Genomic DNA, 21005 nt, shown 5'->3' with positions numbered 1-21005 from the left:
GAACAACTCGGTAGAAAACACCAAGTTGTTCTCTTCTGTTAAGTGGAACAGCTGCCAATTAAGGATGAATGTTTACACATTCAAAGATTGTCATCTGTATACCATTCCACAAAGCATACAAGTTAAAAATTTTCTATCATTGAACATCATTTATAGAATATTTTTTATGTAATTTATATTTTGGTCAGAGCACCAGCAGCAAGTTGGCAGGATGGCATGAAACGCTCTGATTGAGATAGACAGGTAAAACATTTATATTCATATTGAAAAAGTTTGATTCCTTTTTTTGAAGAAATCAAACTTTTTATTGTTATCACTAAGGAATTAAAAAAAATTGTTCAAAAAAGTGAAAAAATTAATTTTTAGTGTAACCTTTTACCAAGTTATAAGGTATTATATATATATACTGATGTGAAAGCGCTATTTGAAAAGACATGTTATTGTTGTTATTTGTTAGTTAGCTGCAAAGTTTTTTTATTTGCTTCAATTATCAGTAAAAAATATTAATTACCCAGAAAAGGAGAAAGAAATGAAAAGTAAGAAAATGGTTAAATTAACACTGGTGACACTGCTGGCACCAACATTATTAAATGCTCAAGTTGCATTGGCAGATTCAGTTGAACAGACAGCAGGTTCAACAGCAACAGCTGTTTCAGAAACAACTGTACCTGCTGTTGAGGAAATTACACCTGCAGCACCTGTTGCAGAGGCTCCGGTGGCGGAAGAGGAAGCAGTAGTGGAAGAACCTGCCGCTGAAGAAGCTGCACCTTCAAATGAACTTCCATCAGTTGAGCTGCCTTCAGCAGAACTGCCTCCAGTAGAACTGCCAGGAGCTACGCCTGCTGAGCCTGAAGTACCTGGTACAACTCCTGATGTTGACATTACGCATATTCCACCAGTTCCTAGTGAAGCGGATGCACCGATAATTTCAGTAGTTCCAATTAAAACAATCAGATTGGGTAAAGCATTTAATCCTCTGGAAGGTGTATATGCTTTCGATAATGTTGATGGAAATATTTCATCTAAAATAGTTGTAACAAGTAATAACGTTAATATTAATGTAGAAAATGAGACTCCTTATACTGTTACTTATTCAGTAGAAAATTCTGCTGGTAAAGTAACTACGGCAACAACGGCTGTCTATGTTGTTGATGACAGTTATTATGGCATGCTGGATGTGTCAATTTCAGATTTCACAGTTGCACAAAATGGCGATTTCATAACTGAAATCACAAATCGTATAGTTGTAAAAAACCCAGATGGCAGTATAACTGATCCTTCTGAATATCATCTCTATACTAGCGGTTCTGCTGGCGGAGGAGATGTGGGTGATTACCAACTCTCTGTCGTTGTAGAATCCTTAAAATACGGAACTTTTGCAGAGACAACAGTAAATATTAAAGTAATTAAAGGAATTTCATTGGAAGCTTCAGATCGCACTGTTTTCTTGGGTGATACATTTAACCCATTAGAAGGTGTGACTGCAAATGAAATTAAAGCGGACGGCTCTACTGTTACTTTAGGAGCCTATGATGGAGCTTCTGATAAGGGAATTGCTGTTTATGGAACAGTTGATACAACAACACCAGGAGACTACCCAATCACTTACTCAGCTAAAACAGCCAGTGGTGTTGTTGAAAGAAAAACAGTAACCATTACAGTTGCAGCAAGTATAGTAACAATTACTGCTGAGGATGTAACTATCATGCAGGGCGAAGCATTTGATCCATTAGCTTATGCAAGTGCAACAGACGAAAAAGACGGTACACTTGCAGTAACAGTTACTGCAAACGATGTTGAGGCAAGCACTACGGGAACATATAATGTGACTTATGCAGCAACTAATTCTTACGGAACAACTGAAACAAAAACTATTACAGTAAATGTAGTTGAGAGAACAGCAACTATTACTGCTGCAGATCAGGAAGTTTTTGAAGGTCAGGAAGTTACATCTGATATGATTCTAGGGTGGGCAACAGTGACAGATCCTGTGGATACAGACCTTGCGGTTTCTTATACAGTTGTTGAAGGTGATATTGATACATCTGTAATAGGTGCTGTTTATACAGTGGATTACTCAGTAACCAACTCTGCAGGAAATACAACAACTGCACAAATCTCTGTAACAGTTATTGAAAGAGAAGTGACAATTGAAGCTGCTGATCAGACTGTTGAAATCGGTACAGCTGTTACTGATGAGATGATTCTGAGCTGGGCAACAGCAAGTGATTCAGTTGATGGAACAGGTTTAGCAGTTACAGATTTTACAGTACTTGACGGACCAATTGATACAACCGTACCGGGTATATTTACAATTGAATATTCATTTACAAATTCTATTGAGAATACTGTGACAAAAACAATTACACTGAATGTCGTAGATTCAATCGAACCGACAATTTCTGTTGAAGATAAGGTTATGTATGTTGGTGATAAACTGACTGAAGATATGATTCTTGAGTGGGCAGTGGCTGAAAATGCTGAAGCTGTTGGTTTTGAAATAGCAGGTGATCCTATTATGGTTAAGGCTTCGGACAGTACGTTGGTTGAAGCCGGCGTACACACCATTCGCTTCTATGCACTACGCGGAGAAAAAATGGCGGAAACAACAATGACTCTGACTGTAAAAGATAAAGAGGTTGTAACACCGGCTGATCCAGCAGCTCCTGATGCAGGAAATGAACAAAAAGCTGTTAAAACAGAAGCCATTAAGTCTTCAGAAAAAGAATTACCAAAAACAGGGGTTAAAGAAAGCAGCTTCATGTCCGCCATTTCAGGTATGATTATGGTAGCTGGTGCTTATTTCCTGAAAAAGAAAAAAGATAAAGAAAATAATTTAGACTTGTTTTAAAAATGATAGAAGAATAAACTGATTTTTGGTGAAGGTTTCTTATTAATTAAGGCAGGATTTGCATTTAGGCAAATCCTGTCTTTTGTTTGTCTGGCAGGGTCAAATTCTAAAGGTCAAAGTCCCTGATTACATCCAATTAACGAAAAGTCCTTAGTTGAAAACAAGGGTATCTATAGTGACGTGGAAACTGAAGGAAGTTGTAGACAAATCTCTGTTCCAACGAACAGGAATCATATAGAAAGCAGGGGTTGAGGAGAGGACTGCAAAAGAAGTTGAAGCCCAATAGTTACTGGGTCAATCAAACGATGTAAATGTGACGGATAGATGGGGAGGAAGAGTTTGAGCTTTAATCCCATATCTCTGTACCAAAAGTCTTCAGTGGTAGAAACCCGGAATGTGAGAAGTTAGCCAAAATTCTTTTTGTCCCTGCGGTTATTCCGCAAATATAAAGACTGTGATGAGTAATCACAGGAGCGGATACTATAGTAATGAAGGCAACTAGCGAAAGCTGGTAAAAGTGAAAGGCTGAACAATTTTATTGTTAGGAAATTTCAATTGGGAGAAGAAAAAAGGACACTAGCAGAATACGAGAAAGAAGGGAGTAACACACATGTATACAGAAAACAAATAATTCAAATTCTAGAACCAGAAAATCTAAAGGAAGCAATGAAACAAGTGAAGCGAAAACAACGAGCTACTCCTTGTTTTGCTATATGATTTTTCGCTCATTTGAATAATTGATTCCTATTTGAGTTGCAGTCAATGCTTGTATGTTGGACCAGATTTTCATGAAAATAGATCGTTGTAAATTTTCTCGAGAAAGTCATTCTCTATGTTAGAACAGCTTCTTTTTAATGAAAGATGAATATTCTGTTTTCTTTTATGTAATACTAATGTTTTACAATATAATCACACACTTTAAGAGGGTAGGGAAAAACTAAAAAATTGCGAAAAAAATAAATTTTTAATACAGGTTCAGTACAGGTTTGGATGTTATTATTTCTATTATATGAGTTTTAGGAGGAGTTTCCATGCGTGTTTTAATGGTTGAAGATGAAAAATATATGGCGAAAGCTGTTGCCGAAATATTAAAAAAAAATCATTATACTGTGGATTTAGTACATGATGGATCAGAAGGGCTTGCTTACGCACGTTCGTCCATTTATGACATAATTATATTAGATATTATGTTGCCTGGAAGAGATGGTCTAACAATACTCAGTGAAATTCGAAAAATCGGAATTGGTACCCCGGTAATTCTATTGACTGCAAAAGGGCAAATTGAGGACAAGGTTAAGGGCCTTGATTTTGGAGCAGATGATTATCTTGCAAAGCCTTTTCATACCGATGAGCTTTTAGCACGTTTGCGTGCTCTACACCGCAGAAAGCCGGAACTATGCAACAATGGTGTGATTACTTTTGGAGATATTGAATTTTCGCCTCATACGCTTGTGTTGAAATGCGTTAAAAATGAGACTATGCTTAAATTAAAAGAAGGGCAGCTTTTAGAACTTTTAATTGATAATAGAAATATCGTGGTTTCAAAGAATACTATTATTGAAAGAGTTTGGGGGTATGATACTGAAGCGGAGGACAATCATGTGGAAATCCACATATCACGTTTACGCAAACAATTAACGCGAGTCAAATCACGAATATCTATAAATACCATACGTGGAGCCGGATACACGTTAACCGGAGGGGAATAAAAAATGTTTAAAAAGCTACGCAATAAATTTTTGGTTTTGAATATACTTGTTACATCAATTGTGATGTTGACCGCTTTTTGCGTTGTTTATTTGACCACATACAGAAATACCCAGTCAGAAATTGAACAAAAGCTCAATAATGTGACAGGATCGTTTACCGTTAGTGAATCGGAATCTCCAGAAGATTCTGGTGTAGATTTGTCGGGCAAAAGCGTTGATGAGAAACGGGTTACTTCATTTAACAAGGTCACCTCCGACTATGCTCCCTCGTTTATTCTCACTGTTGACAAGTTTGGAAATATCTTGGAAATAAATAGTTTGATTGATATATCCGGCACTCAATATGCCGAGGCTGCAAGTATTGCATGGGAAGAAAATAACGATTCCGCTATTGTTATAGCAGGACGTACATGGAGGTATAAAATTGCACCTTTGCAAATTACCCATATACAAAATGGCGAGCAAACAAGATTTGAATCCGAAGACCAGTTTCAAATCTTGTTCTTAGATGTTACTGATATGCAGAAGAATTTAAGTAACTTAGCAATAACCTTTTTACTTGTAGGAATGGGAATGTTGGCTGTTATTTTCGTTATCAGTATCATTTACGCCAATCGTGCCATCGAGCCTATCTCGGAAAGCTGGGAAAAGCAGAAGCAATTTATAGCCGATGCATCTCACGAATTAAAAACACCATTGACTACTATCATGACCAATTGTGATGTTTTAGAAGCCAATGAGGATGAAACCATCAAAAGCCAAAAGGAGTGGCTTGGTTATATTAGAATCGGTACTGATAGAATGAGTAAACTTATAAATAGACTTTTAACTCTTGCAAAGATAGAGGGAATGGAGACCAAAACCGAAAAGCAATCTTTTGATATATCAGCGATGATTCATGAGGTTATGCAGTCAATGGATGCCGCCGCTGCAATCAAGAATTTACGAATAGAACGAAGAATCGAGTTTGCTGGGGATATTTATGGGTATGTGGATTTTCTCCGTCAAGTATTTATTATACTATATGAAAATGCAATCAAATATACGGATGAAAGCGGCAGTATTGAGATAACGGTACAGAGGATGAGAAACCGTGTATCCTGTACAGTGAAAAATACGGGAAAAGGAATCTCTGCAAAAGACCTCCCCCATGTTTTTGACCGCTTCTACCGTTCTGATACTGTACGAAGCAATGATGAAAATAGTTATGGACTTGGATTATCTATCGCTAAAAGTATAGTGGAACAGATTGATGGGAAAATTACCGCTAAAAGCATGGAAAATGAATGGACTGAATTTACTTTTACATTTGAAATCTAAAACATATCTGATATTTTATCCTTTTTCCAGTACCTCGGAGTCGAAAAGTATTTTTTACTTTTCGACTCCGAGGTGTTTTATTGGTAAGTTTTTTTTGAAATTATTTTCAGAGAATTCTAAATTTTTTATTTCAGTACAGGTCCATGCAAGGTTCGGATATCAAACTATTAACCATAGCAAGGCAGCAGCTATGGAAAGCAATTGGTATTGACAAAACAAACCAAAATTAGAAAAGGAGTTTATGAATATGTACATTGTCAAAAATGCATTACAAAACCTTGTTCGCAACCGTGGACGAAACTTGATGATTGGTGGAATCATTTTTGTCATAATCGTGTCAGTGGTAACGGCTCTGATGATTAACAACACCGCAAATGGTGTAATAACTGATTATAAAACACGATTTGGCTCGGAAGTCAACATTTCGCCTAATATGCAGAGGGTGCAAGAGGAAGCAATGAAAAATAACACAGGTGATAATCTTATAATAAGACAACCTAAAATCAGTTCGGAGGATTTAATTAAATTCGGGGAATCGGATTATTTACAAAGCAGTATTTATACCGCAACTACTAAAGGCAACAGTGACCAGTTAAACCCTATCGATAAAGAAAAAGGTACGGGCGGCGGTCCATCTCTCAGCTCTAAAACCGAGGGAGGAGATTTAATAACTGAGCAAGTCGGCAGGAATTATTACCACAAAATTATGGCAGGAGATTATATGGATTTTGAAAACGGCCTGCGTGAACTTACTACTGATAGCAGTTATCCTAAAAATAGAGATGAATGTATAATCAGTAAAGAACTTTTGGAGAGCAGTGGACTTAAAATTGGTGATACAATTACGGTTACTTCTGCACTGGAGGAAGTAGGGGATACTCCCGAAAATTCAAATTATACTGATATTGAATGGAAAATGACTATTGTTGGGACTTATACCGATATCACCGATGAATACAGCGCTGGTATGATGGAAAATGCTTATGCTAACCGCCGTAATGAAATTCTGACTACTTTTGAAACACTGAGTGAAAAAATTGTGGATGGATTGTTTGGGATTGAAGTGGCTGCAAAATATTATCTTAAAAATCCTGATTTGCTCGATGCTTTTACTGCTGAAGTTAAGGAAAAAGGACTTGAAAGTGTGTTTGATGTTACAACCGACTCAAGTAGCTACAGCAAGGTAGTCGGTCCTGTTGAAGGACTGAAAAATATATCAGTCACTTTTGTTATCATTGTACTTGCTTTTGGAGCAATTATCTTAGCATTGCTTTCTTCTATCGCTATCCGTGAACGTAAATATGAAATCGGTGTTCTTCGGGCAATGGGTATGAAAAAATCTAAAATCTTAGCAGGGCTTTGGTGTGAAACCTTAGTTATAACCACGATATGTCTGATTATCGGGCTTGGAGTTGGCGGTCTTGCTGCACAACCCGTAACTAACATGATGCTGGAGCAACAGGTTGCGGCAGCTGAAGAAGCTGCAAACAATAATAATATTTTGTCGCCAGGTGCATCATTAACACAAATAGGGGGAAATCCTGATGAATCCAATACACAACCACTTAAAAATCTTGATATTTCTCTTGAACTTATGACGATTATTGAAATTGTGGGGATAGCACTTCTATTATCTTCACTATCCGGTATTATCACTACAAGAAAGATTGTAAAATATGAACCGATTAAAATACTCATGGAAAGGAACTAGGTGAGAAAAATGACAAACGTATTAACACTGAACAACGTGACCTATCAATATGAGGATACAAAAAAGAATGTATTAAAGGGCATTGATGCCGCTTTTGAGAAAGGTTATGTTTATACTATTGTAGGTAAATCGGGGGCTGGTAAATCCACACTGCTTTCTCTTATTTCAGGATTAGATACAGCTACAAGCGGTGAAATTTTGTGCGGAGATATGAGTTTGAAAAAAATTGATAGAGACAAATACCGTGCTGAGAATGTTGGCGTTATTTTTCAAGGATATAATCTCTTGACGAATGCAACTGCGGTACAGAATATTGTATTGTCAATGCACATCAGTAAGTCTCATGAAAAAGATAAAAAAACTTATGCCTATAGATTGCTTGAAAAGGTAGGTATTGATAGGGAAACTGCAGACCGTAAAATTCTTAAGATGTCTGGTGGCGAACAGCAACGAGTGGGCATTGCGAGAGCTTTGGCACATAATCCTGCTATACTCATTGCCGATGAGCCTACTGGAAATCTTGATAAAGATACTGAAAAAGATATTTTGAATACTTTCACAGCCTTGGCACATGAAGAAAATCGCTGTGTTATTATTGTGACCCATTCACGAAAAGTGACTTCTATTGCTGATGTGGTATATGGTATACAGGATGGACGGCTTAATGTAATAAAGCAAAGAAGGGAGTCGTAGCAGATGAATGGAAATAATGATAATGAAGGGTATGCATTGGACGAGTTTTTGGATGAAACTCCGGCACAACCGTACCTGTACTCTAATCCCTCGCAGGGACAGCCCTATCGCTATCCTAAAGATGTATCGATGAAAAAGAAGAGTCCAGTTATTCTCACTCTGCTTTGCGGTATTTTTATTACTGGTATTGCAATGTTCGCTTTTCAAATTTGGAGATATTTAGACAATAATGGCAGTCAAATTCCGCAAAATCAGCCAAGTTACGGACAGCCGTTTCAAAATGGGGAGAATACTTATGGGAATAGGGATAATGATACGTATGGGGCATATGGCCCGAATCATAATGGCGGCGAGGCTGATGGTGGTGAGCAATTTGGGCAATATCGGGCAGACGATGGCACGGTGATACAATTCCGCATAAACGACGGAAGAACTGAATACTCCACGGATAACGGCAAAACATGGAGCGAAACTTCACCAGAAGGAATGCCGCCTTTACCATGAAAATAAATGATGACCATAAAAGGATAACTACCCTTGTATATAGAAAAATCTAAAGGAAGCAAAGAAGCTGAGTAATGGAATACAATAAAAGTATGAAGAAATATTTTTCTGAAATGCATAGCTATTGATCAGAAAATTTGCAATTGATAAATAATAATCGTTTATTTCTAATAATCTGCCATCAATAAAAGTGTGTAGGAAATAGCAGAGAAATTTTTGATTCAGAACATAAACGATATGATTTTCACTGTTATTTTTTCTAGACTTTTGTACTGGTAAAGGAGTCGTTGGCGTGGACAGATACGAAGTTTCAAATTTGGGGGATGTGTTTTCTTCTATAATTCTCAAAGAAGAGAGGACCAAGCGAACCCCCGCCAGCTATCACTAGAATAATTAAAATATAAGTTAAATTGTCTGGCGAAGAAATGTCGGGATAGGTGTACAACATATCGTGCAGAGAAAATCAATCAGCTACTCAGTGTTTTACTGGTGGAGGGTGAAGAAAGTCTGGACAATTTTATTTCTGAAGAATTGAAGGTTGAGGAGTACAATGTAATTCATGCCTAAGACGGAGTAGAAGCATTGGGGCTTTTTAACGAGCATCAGGAAGAGCTGACCTGTTTGTGAAGTAAAAATAGAGGCTAAAACGGAAGCTGTGGCGAAAAAAGAAGAATGTCTGGATTTTAGATGAGCAGAATGGTGCGGAAAGAAACAACCAATAGCTTGATTTGGATGAGATTATGATATCGGTAAAGCGATGGTTGTCGCTGTGAAAACAGCAGGATAGGACGAAGTAATCAAAGGGTCTCTTGAAAGAGATCGGATAACTATTTACTGGAAAGTAAAAGATCAAAACGGTCGTTCAGAAGCTTTTGTGAAAATAGATGTGAAAACAGGCGATAGTTTAGAAATAGAATTAGATAACTAACATTAACTTACGCTTGAAAAAACAAAAGAAACTATAAAAAGCAGCCGTGAAAACTTTTCATAATAGAAGGTTTTCCGGCTGCTTTTTTTTAAGATAGACTAGAGCAAAATAGATAATCTCTTTGTAATTTTTCATGCCTCTTCCCTAAGTATTCCCGATTGAATCAGGTCCTGTTTTTTCTTCAAATCCTTCAGATTTTTTTGAAATTCTCTGGCGTACAGCATGGAGAAAAGTGTATCCAGAATATATTCAAATGAAACTTGAGATGAAAATGTTCCGATTTTAACAAAATCATATTCGTCCTGTATCGTAATAATTGGCAGAGAAACCTGTTTGACTAAAGGTGATTTATTGTTCCCTGTCAATAAAATACTGGGAACCCTTTCCTGTTGAAAATAGGAAAGGATACGATGATATTTTTCGTTCCTCCCTGCATAAGAAATAAAAATGGCACAGTCTTTTTTTGTTAAACTTGCTGCATTCCAGGATTCATCTGAATACTCCTCAGCAATAATGACAAATTTATTTATTTTAATCAGTTTATTTTGAAAGCTCCGTGCCCGGAGCTGCGAATCACCTTTGGAAAATAGAAAGACTCTTTCTGCGGAAGAAATCATTTCAACCGCATTATTAAGTGTTTTGTCATCTAGCTGAACAAAGGTTTTTCTTACTGCATCCATGGTTAGATCAGCCATTTTCTTGGCAATAACCATTGGAGGATCATTTGGCTCAAAAGGAAAATTAACATTCACAGGTCCAGGTTTATGCAATTGACTGTGAACAACAGCTGAAACAGCCAGTTTAAATTCCCGGAACCCATTGCAGCCGATTTTCTTGCACAATCGAATCACTGCTGAATGTGAAGCATACGTCAGCTTGGCCAAATCTGCTATATAAATCGTTGGGATATCGGCTGTATTTTGTAAAATATAATCAGCTATTCTCTTTTCTGTTACAGTGAACATTTCCTGATCTTTCAGTTTATCAATCACTAACATACCAATTCCTCCCTGATGCTGTTTATTGTAACGCATTTTGGTTGTTTGGGCGACTGTTTTCAGTTAAAGATGTTCAATATCTTTGAACATTATGTTCAAGAATTTGCTGGTGTTTAGCAAAATTATGAAAATGATGACCTGTTTTATATGTTTGTCTTATCAAATCAAAGAATGCAGCTATAATTAAAAGTGCAAGTAAATGACAGGAGGAATTTCAATGTTAACAATCGCTTATATAGGAAATGGGAAAAGTACCAATCGCTATCATTTACCATTTTCAACAAAACTAACAGATAAAATCAAGGTTAAGACAATTTATTCGCCGAGAGAAAGTACTGCTTGGGCAAAGCTGCCGGGTGTGCATTACACTACAGAGATTAATGACATCTTTAGTGATTCTGAGATTCAGCTGGTTGTGGTTTCCACACCAAGCAACCTCCACTTTCATTATGGAAAGATGATCTTAGAGCATGGTAAGAATGCGCTTGTTGAAAAGCCATTTACTGAAACTGCTGAAGAAGCAAGAGAGCTGTTTGCTTTAGCTGTAGAAAAAGGTTTACTTGTTCAATGCTATCAAAATCGTCGTTTTGACTCAGATTTTCTGACAGTTCAAAAAGTGATCGAAAGCGGCATTCTGGGTGACATATTAGAAGTGGAAATGCATTATGATTATTTCCGTCCAGAAGTTCCGGAAAGTGTAGAAGCATACTCCAAAAACTCAAGCTATTTGTATGGTCATGGCTGTCATACTATTGATCAGGTACTGTCCTATTTTGGGAATCCGGACAGTATCCGCTATGATGTTCGTCAACTGCTGGGAGAAGGTCGGATGAATGACTATTTTGATCTGGATTTTTATTATGATGTGAAGAAGATTTCTGTTAAATCGAGCTACTTTAGATTGAAGGAGCGACCAAGCTTTGCAGTGTATGGTAAGAAGGGAACTTTTGTGAAGCAGACGAAGGATCGTCAGGAAGAGCATCTAAAAATGTTTTATATGCCTGAAAATAGTGATTTTGGGATTGATTTACCGGAGCATTATGGTATTCTGACTTATATTGATGAAAATGGTGTGTACCATGAAGAAAAAGTAGTATCCGAGGTGGGGGACTACAGTCGTGTCTATGACGGGTTGTATGAAACAATCATCAATGGAAAAGAAAAAGTGATCAAGGATGATGAAACAATCCGACAACTGGAAATACTTGAAGAAGGAAGCAAAATGATTCAGAAATAATCAGTAATAGAAAAGGAGCTGTATCTATGAAACTGGCAATTCTCGGAGCGGGAATGATTGTAAAAGATTTTTTGACGATGGTGGGAGCAATACCGGAAATAGAATTAAAGGCTATTGTCGGAACAACAAGAAGTATAGAAAATTTGCAGAATTTAAAAGAAAACTATGGGATTGAAGCGATGTATACGGATTTTGACCATTGTCTGACCGATAATTCATTTGATACGGTCTATGTAGCTCTTCCTAATCATTTGCATTATGCATACGCTAAAAAGGCCTTGGAACATGGGAAAAATGTTATCTGCGAAAAGCCATTCACTTTGAGGCTGTCTGAGCTGGTGGAGTTGAAGGAAATTGCGCACGCAAATGACTTGATACTGATTGAAGCAGTGACTAACCAGTATTTAGCAAACTATCAGGCGGTCAAAGACGCTTTGCCGAAGCTAGGTGAATTAAAAATTATTGAATGCAATTATTCTCAGTATTCATCACGTTACGATGCGTTTAAAGAAGGGACAATCCTGCCTGCTTTTGATCCCAAAAAAGGCGGAGGGGCACTGATGGATATCAATATTTATAATATTCATTTTGTGGTTGGATTGCTGGGAATGCCGGAAAGTGTTCAATATAAAGCAAATGTTGAACGGGGAATCGATACATCCGGGTTATTATTTTTGAATTATCCGAATACAAAGGTTGTCTGCATTGGTGCAAAGGATTCTGCTTCAGCGATTCGCTCGACCATTCAAGGGAATCAGGGGTCAATGATAATTAATGGACCTACAAGTATTATCAATCAGGTTGAACTGCAGGTGAATAAATCTGAAGCTCAGGTTATTGATCAAAAACTGGGAGAGCATCGTTTGTATGAGGAGTTTTGGATCTTTAATCAGGTCATCGCTGCACATGATACTAAATTTGCGGAAAGAAGGCTGGAGCACAGTCTGAAAGTAATGGAAGTCGTTGAACTTGCTTTGGAAGATGCAGGGATTCAATTAGGCTGAAATGATAAGAAAAAAATCATTTATAAAAAATAATCTGCAAAAAAATTGCGGTCATCGGACAATGAAAGATTTAATCTTTATTGTCTGATGACCCTTTGTTCTATTCAGTCGAAAAGAATAGGGGCTAGTGGTTCAATAGTCAAGACTATAAGAGCAGCACAGCCCTAGCCGAGAACTGTAGTTCAGAGTGGGCGTTTATATCGTTTACCCATGATTTTTTAGGGCAAGTGAGGGATCATGAAAATAGGTAAAGTAATATTCAAAAAGGGCTGGGAATAGATCAATAGATTGCAGAGTGCTGTTTCATTTCCGCCAAAATAGAGTATACAAATCATTACTGGTACAACAGAAAGTACACATGTAATGCCCCTTCTTGATCAGGTAGGAATTTTTAAGCTGATACAATAATAATCTATCGGGGGAGTGTCCCATCGTATGATTAATTTTAGATAAGCTGAGGCTGCTTGCATAGCGGAGAAATTTATTCTTTGTGCTATCCTTTGTTTTTTCTATAATGAATCTGCTCTCGTTTTTAGGGTAACCTAAATTCAATCAAATGATTGTCTTTAAAATAAGAAAGCTCAAGTGGAAACAATTGGAAATCCTCTACCAGTTGATAGTGATTGATATTTCTTGTATGGTGGTATCATAAATACTGGGGAATAGGATGGAATGAACAACAAGAAGAAATAGTTGTATCAACTTTGTTTAATTGTAAAAAATTACAAATAGCATGCTGGATTTCTCTTGACTTAAAGTTCGCTTCAACTGTTATAGTTACAGTAAGTAAAGAGAGGAGCGTTGTGGAATGGAGTATACAAAACTTGGGAATACTGGTATGGATATTTCGAGAATTTGTTTAGGAGCAATGAGCTTTGGTGACCGGGGAAACTGGGTTCATAAATGGGTATTGAACGATGAGGAGAGCCGTCCTATTATCAGAAAGGCGATCGAGCTGGGAATTAATTTCTTTGATACGGCCAATGTGTATTCGATTGGTCGAAGTGAAGAAATTCTAGGAAAGGTATTGAGGGACTATGCGAATCGGGATGAAATTGTGTTAGCCACTAAAGTTCATGGGAAAATGCACGAAGGACCCAACAGCTCAGGATTATCCAGAAAAGCAATTTTATCTGAAATCAATCATAGCCTGAAACGTCTGCAGACAGATTATGTGGATTTGTACATTATACATCGCTGGGATTATAATACACCGATTGAGGAAACAATGGAAGCGCTGCATGATGTTGTGAAATCAGGAAAAGTACGTTATATTGGCGCCTCAGCAATGTATGCATGGCAATTTCAGAAAGCTCAGAATATTGCTGAACAAAATGGCTGGACCAAATTTATTTCCATGCAGAATCATTTAAATTTGATTTATCGTGAGGAAGAACGGGAAATGATTCCGTACTGTCAATCTGAAAAAATTTCGTTAACACCTTATAGTCCGCTTGCTTCCGGAAGATTAACAAGGGATCTGTCTGTCCAGACTGAGCGAAGTACAACAGATGATATTGCCCGTTCAAAATATGATGGAACCGCTGATAAAGATCGTCTAATTATTGAACGAGTGGCAGAGCTTGCTGAGAAATATCAGGTGAGCAGAGTGCATATTTCATTAGCATGGCTGTTACAGAAAGATTCGGTAGCTGCGCCAATTATTGGGGCAACAAAGAGGAAGCACGTGGAAACAGCAGCTTCAGCGGTAGATTTTCAGCTGTCTGCATCAGATATCTTTTACTTGGAAGAACCTTATATTCCACATAATATTGTTGGGTTCTCCTAGAAACAGAAGGACAGGCAGAAAAAGGACGTAGGCTGGAATGCTTTACTGAAAGGAAATCAGATAGTTAGTAGTACTGGTTTCTATTTTTATGTTTTTCTACAGCGTATTATCATGCTTAAAAAATTCAGAAAAAAATCTTTATTGACTGGAATGAAAAGTACCGGTTAGTTTCAACACAAAAAGCACTATGCTATTTGCTATAAAATTTTGGGCAATGAACAGGGTTGCTAGTGATGAGAGAATGTAATTTTTAAAATATGGGAAGGATGCTTTTTCAATAATTTTTCTCTATTCGTATCAAAAAGATATTTTGATTTTTTTCAAGATTTCCTGTAGACTGAATAGGATTTGACCAAGAAGAAAGAAAGGAATTCTGAGAGTAAAACAGCTTGGAACCTCCTTTTAATGCTTGAAAAATAGAATCATTCCATATTTTTGGAAAAAACAAAATACAATTGAAAAATAGAAGGAGTATAACAACCATTGGATATCTATTTAAAAAAAGCGACATTACATATTATTGACCGGGAAGCCGGTACACCGGTTTTTTCTGAACATGAGCTGGATTTGACCATAGAATACATTCGTATTTATCTGACAAACAAAATAAATAAGCTGTCAACTGCTCAAACAAAAACAGGACTTCTGGTTGCTGAAAGTCCATTCGTGGAAAAAATGAATGGTATTCCTTCCGAATTCATTCCAAAGAGTCAGGAAATTGTTCAGCACTGGTACGATAGTTATTCTGGAAGCGAGGATGGTCCCAGTGCGGATATTCTTGTCGTTCTATATGAAGAAGATACTGTTCTGCATTTGGCGATGTTGAAACTGAACTATAAAGAAAACTATACACATTTTGTCGATTATGAAAATGAAGCTGTTTATAATAAACTGATTATTAATCGGGCAATCCTTCCTTCTAAAACGCAGAAACCTGATGAAGGAATTATTATAAACCTTGATACTCTGAGTTACGAGCTTTTGGAAAAACGTTACGAATTCTCTGGGGAAAAGATTTGGTATTTTTCTGAAAAAGTCATTCAGTCTCAGCCGGCTCCTTCATTGGAAGAAAATATCAAGGAAATAAAAAAAGCGGTCAAACGTATCGGAAAAAAATATGATGAGGATGAGTTTGAACTGATTGCTTCTGTAAAGGAAGCTGTTTATGAGAGTATTGAAGAAACTGGAACCATCGATAACCAGCAGATTGCTGAGCAGGTGTTCAAGGAAAATATTTCTGCTCGAATGGCTTATCAGGAAGAAGTAAAAGAATCGAAGTTTGTCGATAAAACACCTCCGGTTCGGGAGGCCAGGGAAATATCCGAGAAGAAATTCGGAAAGCAAAAACTGAAAATGGACAACGGCATTGAACTAATTGTACCAATTGACGTATACAGAAACAGTGATCTGATTGAGTTTGTCAATAATCCAGATGGAACAGTTTCCATCACGTTGAAAAATATTGAAAAAATCAGTAATCAATTATAAAAAAGACAGTTCCAGGATATTCTCAATAATTGGAGAATTCCGGAGCTGTCCTTTTTCTTACTTTGCTGCTTCTATTTGGTTCAAAGCCTTTTCTGGAATATCTTTTTGTGATACTTCTTCCCAGCTGAGGACTCCTTTACGTTTGTTTACTTTCAATTTTAAGTAGGCACCGATGCGTAATGGTTTTTCACGGTATTCAGTCATTTTTTGAGTGACTTCATGCCCATCTTTATCGTAGGCTTTTTGTGTGTAATGATAGCTTGTAAATGGTTCTCCAGTTGAGCTTATTCCATTTTCAGCATCTCCTGTAACTGTGATCTTTGTGTAATAATCTTTTCCTCCGTAATAGTAATTGTAACCATACCAAGCACCTCCAGAAAGAAGCAGAAAGATGATTAGTAGTCCAATCAATTTTTTCATTATGTTCACCTCTTTTCTTAGTATCGCTTTTTTTAAAATTTTTTTCCATAGAAATATCTTTCTATGAGGTGACAGTTTTGTTAGTCTGATAATGAGAATGAACGAGGAGGGAATAGTGTGAAAAAAGTAAAAGTCTTCATGGATCGTTCCATAGGATATAAAGATGACTTTGGGAACATTGGATAAATGTCAATAAAGTAGACACACAAAAAGAGCAAATACCTAGCGAGAATCAAAGTATTTATCCTCCATTTCATTTGGTAAGCATATTTAGGGTGCCATGAGGGCGTTGGGAGTTATAGAACCCTTCGATGTACTTAAAGCATTCCAGTTGTACTTCTTTGAAAGAAGAAAAAGCTCTTTTGTTAAGTTAATAATTTTTTCTGGCATTTAAAGTGTACCGTGCAGTCAGAGTGTTCTCATTTTGCCTTGTCCTAATTCTATGCTAACATCAGGACCAGAGATCTCAACTTCAGGTTCCGAGACTTCAAATGAAAACATTATTACAATGAAACAGGCAATTGAAGAAGCTAATGAAACTTTAGCACGTTTGGACGATGTACCATTGCCTTACCCTGATGATGTTCAAGTTGCTAAAGAACAACTAGTTTCAGTGTCAAAAGAACAGAATGTAACAGTAAAACAAATTTAATCAGCAACGAAGCAATTAGAAGAAGCGATTAACAAAATAGAAAAATAGAAAAATGTGTAGAATGGTTTTCTGATTTCAGGAAACCATTTTATCAGTATTTATTATGTTGTTTATTAATATATATTATGTTGTTTTGTGTTATAATATAGAAAAGAAAGGAAATGAGGGATAGGGATGTCAACAACTAAGAAAAAGCCAATTCATATTTCAGTTGATAAAGATTTAAAGGAGCAAGCAGAAATGTTGTTCAATGATTTAGGACTAAATATGACAAGTGCAATTACTGTCTTTTTAAAACAGGCTGTAAAAGAACAAGCTATACCGTTTGAAATTCGTAAAATAAATAGTGAGACTTTACAAGCAATAAAAGATGTAGAAGATGGGAATTTGCAAGGAGGCTTCTCTTCGGTTAAAGAGTTAATGGAGGATTTAAATGCTTGATATTTTTTATACCTCTAAATTTAAAAAAGATTACAAAAAAATGGTAAAACAAGGGAAGCCACTTCAAGAACTTGAGAAAATAATCACGTTGCTTCAAAAGCAAGAAGCTCTACCTGAAAAACATAAAGACCACCAACTAACGGGCAACTACGCAGGCTTTAGAGAGTGTCACATTACTCCTGACTGGCTATTAATCTATCAAGTTAAAGAAGAACAGCTGATTCTTGCACTAGCAAGAACAGGTTCACACAGCGAATTATTTTAGAAAAAACCAACTTTCTTACTGAGAGTTGGTTTTTTCATAACTTCTTAAGCAAGCTTTTTGTGCGACGAGTAACCGCAGGAGCAGAAGTGTTCTGTCTCAAGAACCAGGTAGGTAACATGCATCATCTACTCTGACAAGTCAATCGTAGTGATTTATGTCAATAAGTCGGAATATACGAAAATTGTCAAGGAACACTAGTCATAAAATGAATAGCTGTGAATTGATACCTCTTGGAGATTTCTTTTCTGAAGCTGTTTAAACTGACGAGCTGTGAGGATCGTATTGTCATCGATTTTAACTTCAGAATATTGTTTCACCCATCGAGTGACAGAAGATAGGGCAATACCATATTCTTTAGCTAATGCGTTTTGTGATTTTCCACTTTCATAAAGTTTTACGATTGATTTTTTTAATTCCTCGTCAAACTTTCGCTTTGTTTTACGTTTGTCTCCCATAATCAAAAGTCCTTTCTTAAATAGTGTCTACTTTATTAGCATACATGCATATCTACCCAATTAATTATGGCTATGTTGAAGGAGTTATCGGCGATGATGGCGAAGAATAAGATGTCTATATTTTGGATATGTCAGAGCTCTTGAAAGAATTTGAAGGAGAAATAATTGCGATAGTTCATCGAAGAGATGATGTGGAAGAGAAGTGGGTGACAGCTTCTTATTCAGTTCGTTTTTCAAAGGAACAGATTGAAGATGCAATCCATTTTATTGAACGATATTTTGATTCGTATGTAGCATTGCTTGAGTGAAGGCTTCAGACAAGGTGCCTCTTAAAAAAATCAGATGTTAAATCATACTTTTTTCATGCCGTCATGGTAAAATAAGGTCAAAGAAAGGAGGCATTTACTATGTTGCCGATATACGGTTTTTTTCATCCATCCTATTTTCTGGTAATTATCGGACTGGTTATTTCCATGATTGCTTCAGCTTATGTGAACAGTACATTTAAAAAATACGATCAGGTGAAGAGTAGAAATAATGTTACAGGAACGAGAGCTGCACAGTTTATTCTGCAGTCTGAACATATTGGAGATGTTGGTGTGCAGCAAATTTCCGGTCATTTAACAGATAATTATAATTCAGGAAAAAAAATACTCAGTTTATCTGCTGCGACTGCTCAATCCACTTCTGTAGCAGCAATTGGTGTTGCAGCCCATGAATGTGGTCATGCTGTTCAGGATCACACAGGGTACAGCCCTTTAAAAATCAGAGCTGCGATTGTTCCAGTCGCAAATTTTGGTTCCATGCTGTCATTTCCAATCATTATGATTGGTGTGCTGCTGAGCTGGAATCAAACGTTGATTAATATTGGTATCCTTGCTTTTTCATTGGTCTTACTATTTCAACTGGTCACTTTGCCGGTTGAATTTAATGCATCAAGACGAGCGTTGAAAATCTTATCTGATGGGAACTTGTTAACAGAAGAAGAAGTACCTATGGCTAGAAAGGTTTTGTTAGCAGCGGCGCTTACGTACGTTGCAGCAGCTCTTTCCACTTTTCTTCAGCTGTTACGTTTAATTCTCCTGTTTAGTGGAAATAATCGCAGAAATTAACTAAGAATCAGTTGAATTACTGTGTTGTATTTTGGCTTTATGTTATGATTAATGTAAATTTAATTAGCAGGGAGACGATACAATGAAAGCATCAACAAAAATAACTGTCGGACTAAGTATTGCTGCTGTGGCAAGTGTAGTAGTTGCTGTAACTGCTTCAGAAAAAATTATTAAAAAGGTTTCTCAATTATCAAATCGCTGCAAAGCTAAAAAAATTGTTAAAGATAGATTTGGCGGCAATGAAAAGGTAATGGAGGTTGTCGATCATCTTTCAGATGATGAGCTGGACTCAATCCTAAATTTATTGGATAAAGTAAAAGAAGGTCGTGATAAGACTTCTGAGTATGCAGATAAACTTAAGGATAACGCAGGCGGAATGAAAGATAAATTCACTTCATTCTTGGAAGATTTACTGCAAAATTAATAGAAATTTTTAGACAGAAAGAATGCTGGAAAGGCATTTGCTTCTGTCTTTCTTTTTACAGAGAAAGAGTATGATATAGAGAAAGGGAATAGACAGCTGTCCTGTCAATCAGTATAATAAAACAGGTATTGTGGAAATTAGCGGAGGGACAATGATGAAAGAACAACTGTCAGAACTGACGTTAACTGATAAAGAATATTATATGAATGAAGCTATTCGTATGGCAGAAAAAGCTGCCTCTATTGATGAGGTTCCGATTGGAGCGGTCATAGTTTTGGATGGAGAGATTATTGGAAGAGGCTATAATCTTAGAGAGCATACACAACAGGCAGCTTCACATGCAGAAATGTTTGCGATTGAAGAGGCATGTAAGCATGTGGGCAGCTGGCGACTGGAGAGAGCACAACTCTTTGTGACATTGGAGCCTTGCCCAATGTGCAGCGGTGCTATGCTTTTGTCCAGAGTCGACGAAGTTTATTATGGAGCTCCTGATCCCAAGGGAGGAACAGCAGGAACATTCATGAATCTGCTGGATGATGAACGTTTTAATCATACTGCTTATGTAGAGAGCGGTATTTTGGGAGAAAAATGCGGACAGCTGTTGACTGATTTTTTTAGAGACCTTCGACAAAAAAAGAAAGAATTAAAAAAACAAAAGAAAGACTAGCCAACGAAATAAAAATGCGGTATACTATAAAAGCCGAAAGGCAGGACAATGGTGGGCCAGTGAAGCGTGTCAGATCTGGAAGGAAGCAGCACTAAGCAGGTGCCACCATGTGTCTGAATTATTTCAATGATATCAAGCCTTAGAGGGCTTTTTTATTTTACTTTTTGGTCCAGAGGACAAAAAGGGGCAATTCCATAGTATAAAAAGAGGTTGTGACAAACACTCATGAGGGCTATCGCCCACACCAAACAGAATGAAAAGAAAAAATGATCGACCTACACGCTATTTCCTGTCATACTAAAGAGGACAGAAGGGCTTGTAGGTCGATCACTTATTG

The 21005-nt window shown here is 37.0% G+C and carries 20 protein-coding genes, 1 other RNA gene and 1 pseudogene; 18 read left to right on the top strand and 4 right to left on the bottom strand.

Annotated elements, in window-relative coordinates:
* Positions 1-529: 529 nt before the first annotated feature.
* The 6 genes from LI954_RS11165 to LI954_RS11140 all read left to right on the top strand — a co-directional run bounded on the left by LI954_RS11165 (position 530) and on the right by LI954_RS11140 (position 8788).
* The gene (locus LI954_RS11165; RefSeq protein WP_229444501.1) at positions 530-2851 is read left to right on the top strand and encodes an immunoglobulin-like domain-containing protein; all 2322 of its coding nucleotides are present in this window, start codon (positions 530-532) and stop codon (positions 2849-2851) included.
* Between the two features lie 1031 nt (positions 2852-3882).
* Positions 3883-4560, top strand: a complete 678-nt coding sequence (locus LI954_RS11160) for a response regulator transcription factor (protein ID WP_229444500.1) — start codon at positions 3883-3885, stop codon at positions 4558-4560.
* Positions 4561-4563: 3 nt separating this feature from the next.
* Positions 4564-5880 carry a sensor histidine kinase gene (locus LI954_RS11155; RefSeq protein WP_229444499.1) on the top strand — a complete coding sequence of 439 codons (1317 nt, stop codon included), beginning with the start codon at positions 4564-4566 and terminating at the stop codon, positions 5878-5880.
* Positions 5881-6127: 247 nt separating this feature from the next.
* Complete coding sequence (locus tag LI954_RS11150; RefSeq protein WP_202068677.1) at positions 6128-7591, top strand: ABC transporter permease; 1464 nt, start codon at positions 6128-6130, stop codon at positions 7589-7591.
* Positions 7592-7600: 9 nt separating this feature from the next.
* Positions 7601-8284, top strand: coding sequence for an ABC transporter ATP-binding protein (locus LI954_RS11145; RefSeq protein ID WP_202068676.1), 684 nt, complete (start codon positions 7601-7603; stop codon positions 8282-8284).
* Positions 8285-8287: 3 nt separating this feature from the next.
* The gene (locus LI954_RS11140) at positions 8288-8788 is read left to right on the top strand and encodes a hypothetical protein (protein WP_229444498.1); all 501 of its coding nucleotides are present in this window, start codon (positions 8288-8290) and stop codon (positions 8786-8788) included.
* Between the two features lie 1059 nt (positions 8789-9847).
* Here LI954_RS11140 and LI954_RS11135 read toward each other — a convergent pair.
* The gene (locus LI954_RS11135; protein WP_202068674.1) at positions 9848-10714 is read right to left on the bottom strand and encodes a MurR/RpiR family transcriptional regulator; all 867 of its coding nucleotides are present in this window, start codon (positions 10712-10714) and stop codon (positions 9848-9850) included.
* 217 nt (positions 10715-10931) lie between these two features.
* On the opposite strand from LI954_RS11135, the gene LI954_RS11130 reads away from it, so the two are divergent.
* The 4 genes from LI954_RS11130 (at position 10932) to LI954_RS11115 (ending at position 16232) form a co-directional block, all read left to right on the top strand.
* The gene (locus LI954_RS11130) at positions 10932-11951 is read left to right on the top strand and encodes a Gfo/Idh/MocA family oxidoreductase (RefSeq protein ID WP_229444497.1); all 1020 of its coding nucleotides are present in this window, start codon (positions 10932-10934) and stop codon (positions 11949-11951) included.
* Positions 11952-11977: 26 nt separating this feature from the next.
* Complete coding sequence (locus LI954_RS11125; RefSeq protein ID WP_229444496.1) at positions 11978-12955, top strand: Gfo/Idh/MocA family protein; 978 nt, start codon at positions 11978-11980, stop codon at positions 12953-12955.
* 808 nt (positions 12956-13763) lie between these two features.
* Positions 13764-14744, top strand: a complete 981-nt coding sequence (locus tag LI954_RS11120) for an aldo/keto reductase (RefSeq protein ID WP_229444495.1) — start codon at positions 13764-13766, stop codon at positions 14742-14744.
* 483 nt (positions 14745-15227) lie between these two features.
* Positions 15228-16232 (top strand): nucleoid-associated protein, encoded by a 1005-nt coding sequence (locus LI954_RS11115; protein ID WP_229444494.1) that lies wholly within the window; start codon positions 15228-15230, stop codon positions 16230-16232.
* Positions 16233-16289: 57 nt separating this feature from the next.
* Here LI954_RS11115 and LI954_RS11110 read toward each other — a convergent pair whose 3' ends face one another.
* Positions 16290-16652 carry a YxeA family protein gene (locus LI954_RS11110; RefSeq protein ID WP_229441131.1) on the bottom strand — a complete coding sequence of 121 codons (363 nt, stop codon included), beginning with the start codon at positions 16650-16652 and terminating at the stop codon, positions 16290-16292.
* Between the two features lie 253 nt (positions 16653-16905).
* A pseudogene (locus tag LI954_RS16355) lies at positions 16906-17007 on the bottom strand (hypothetical protein); the annotation flags it as partial.
* A gap of 69 nt (positions 17008-17076) precedes the next feature.
* Here LI954_RS16355 and LI954_RS11105 point away from each other — a divergent pair.
* From LI954_RS11105 to LI954_RS11095, 3 genes are all read left to right on the top strand, one after another.
* Entirely contained in the window at positions 17077-17304 is a 228-nt protein-coding gene (locus tag LI954_RS11105; protein WP_229444493.1) for a hypothetical protein, read from the top strand.
* Positions 17305-17478: 174 nt separating this feature from the next.
* Positions 17479-17745: a type II toxin-antitoxin system RelB/DinJ family antitoxin gene (locus tag LI954_RS11100; RefSeq protein ID WP_229444492.1), complete on the top strand. Its 267-nt coding sequence runs from the start codon at positions 17479-17481 to the stop codon at positions 17743-17745.
* Positions 17738-18010 (top strand): type II toxin-antitoxin system YafQ family toxin, encoded by a 273-nt coding sequence (locus LI954_RS11095; protein ID WP_202069282.1) that lies wholly within the window; start codon positions 17738-17740, stop codon positions 18008-18010. Before LI954_RS11100 ends, LI954_RS11095 begins: the two co-directional genes overlap by 8 nt.
* A 194-nt stretch (positions 18011-18204) precedes the next feature.
* On the opposite strand, the gene LI954_RS11090 is transcribed toward LI954_RS11095, so the two are convergent.
* Entirely contained in the window at positions 18205-18465 is a 261-nt protein-coding gene (locus LI954_RS11090) for a transposase (protein WP_202069280.1), read from the bottom strand.
* 122 nt (positions 18466-18587) lie between these two features.
* Here LI954_RS11090 and LI954_RS11085 point away from each other — a divergent pair, with 122 nt between their 5' ends.
* The 5 genes from LI954_RS11085 to ffs all read left to right on the top strand — a co-directional run bounded on the left by LI954_RS11085 (position 18588) and on the right by ffs (position 20799).
* On the top strand, positions 18588-18773 hold the full coding sequence (locus LI954_RS11085; protein WP_324254757.1) for an Inorganic pyrophosphatase: 186 nt from the start codon (positions 18588-18590) through the stop codon (positions 18771-18773).
* Between the two features lie 99 nt (positions 18774-18872).
* Entirely contained in the window at positions 18873-19577 is a 705-nt protein-coding gene (locus tag LI954_RS11080) for a zinc metallopeptidase (RefSeq protein WP_229444491.1), read from the top strand.
* An 82-nt stretch (positions 19578-19659) separates the two neighbouring features.
* A complete protein-coding gene (locus LI954_RS11075; protein ID WP_229444490.1) occupies positions 19660-20001 on the top strand; it encodes a hypothetical protein in 342 nt (113 codons plus the stop codon).
* Between the two features lie 154 nt (positions 20002-20155).
* Positions 20156-20668: a tRNA adenosine(34) deaminase TadA gene (gene tadA, locus LI954_RS11070; protein ID WP_229444542.1), complete on the top strand. Its 513-nt coding sequence runs from the start codon at positions 20156-20158 to the stop codon at positions 20666-20668.
* Positions 20669-20700: 32 nt separating this feature from the next.
* An RNA gene (gene ffs, locus LI954_RS11065) (signal recognition particle sRNA small type) lies at positions 20701-20799 on the top strand.
* Positions 20800-21005 lie beyond the last annotated feature (206 nt).

This window comes from Enterococcus sp. CWB-B31 (genome assembly GCF_020567645.1).
GTDB lineage: Bacteria > Bacillota > Bacilli > Lactobacillales > Enterococcaceae > Enterococcus_L.
Note: the sequence above shows the minus strand (reverse complement) of the source record. Positions and strands in the feature narration are given on the sequence as shown.

Bases quoted from the DNA above. Each gene is read 5' to 3' on its own strand.
- LI954_RS11165 (WP_229444501.1), top strand. From the start codon at position 530: ATGAAAAGTAAGAAAATGGTTAAATTAACACTGGTGACACTGCTGGCA.
- LI954_RS11160 (WP_229444500.1), top strand. From the start codon at position 3,883: ATGCGTGTTTTAATGGTTGAAGATGAAAAATATATGGCGAAAGCTGTT.
- LI954_RS11155 (WP_229444499.1), top strand. From the start codon at position 4,564: ATGTTTAAAAAGCTACGCAATAAATTTTTGGTTTTGAATATACTTGTT.
- LI954_RS11150 (WP_202068677.1), top strand. From the start codon at position 6,128: ATGTACATTGTCAAAAATGCATTACAAAACCTTGTTCGCAACCGTGGA.
- LI954_RS11145 (WP_202068676.1), top strand. From the start codon at position 7,601: ATGACAAACGTATTAACACTGAACAACGTGACCTATCAATATGAGGAT.
- LI954_RS11140 (WP_229444498.1), top strand. From the start codon at position 8,288: ATGAATGGAAATAATGATAATGAAGGGTATGCATTGGACGAGTTTTTG.
- LI954_RS11135 (WP_202068674.1), bottom strand. From the start codon at position 10,714: ATGTTAGTGATTGATAAACTGAAAGATCAGGAAATGTTCACTGTAACA.
- LI954_RS11130 (WP_229444497.1), top strand. From the start codon at position 10,932: ATGTTAACAATCGCTTATATAGGAAATGGGAAAAGTACCAATCGCTAT.
- LI954_RS11125 (WP_229444496.1), top strand. From the start codon at position 11,978: ATGAAACTGGCAATTCTCGGAGCGGGAATGATTGTAAAAGATTTTTTG.
- LI954_RS11120 (WP_229444495.1), top strand. From the start codon at position 13,764: ATGGAGTATACAAAACTTGGGAATACTGGTATGGATATTTCGAGAATT.
- LI954_RS11110 (WP_229441131.1), bottom strand. From the start codon at position 16,652: ATGAAAAAATTGATTGGACTACTAATCATCTTTCTGCTTCTTTCTGGA.
- LI954_RS11100 (WP_229444492.1), top strand. From the start codon at position 17,479: ATGTCAACAACTAAGAAAAAGCCAATTCATATTTCAGTTGATAAAGAT.
- LI954_RS11095 (WP_202069282.1), top strand. From the start codon at position 17,738: ATGCTTGATATTTTTTATACCTCTAAATTTAAAAAAGATTACAAAAAA.
- LI954_RS11090 (WP_202069280.1), bottom strand. From the start codon at position 18,465: ATGGGAGACAAACGTAAAACAAAGCGAAAGTTTGACGAGGAATTAAAA.
- LI954_RS11080 (WP_229444491.1), top strand. From the start codon at position 18,873: ATGTTGCCGATATACGGTTTTTTTCATCCATCCTATTTTCTGGTAATT.
- LI954_RS11075 (WP_229444490.1), top strand. From the start codon at position 19,660: ATGAAAGCATCAACAAAAATAACTGTCGGACTAAGTATTGCTGCTGTG.
- tadA (WP_229444542.1), top strand. From the start codon at position 20,156: ATGAAAGAACAACTGTCAGAACTGACGTTAACTGATAAAGAATATTAT.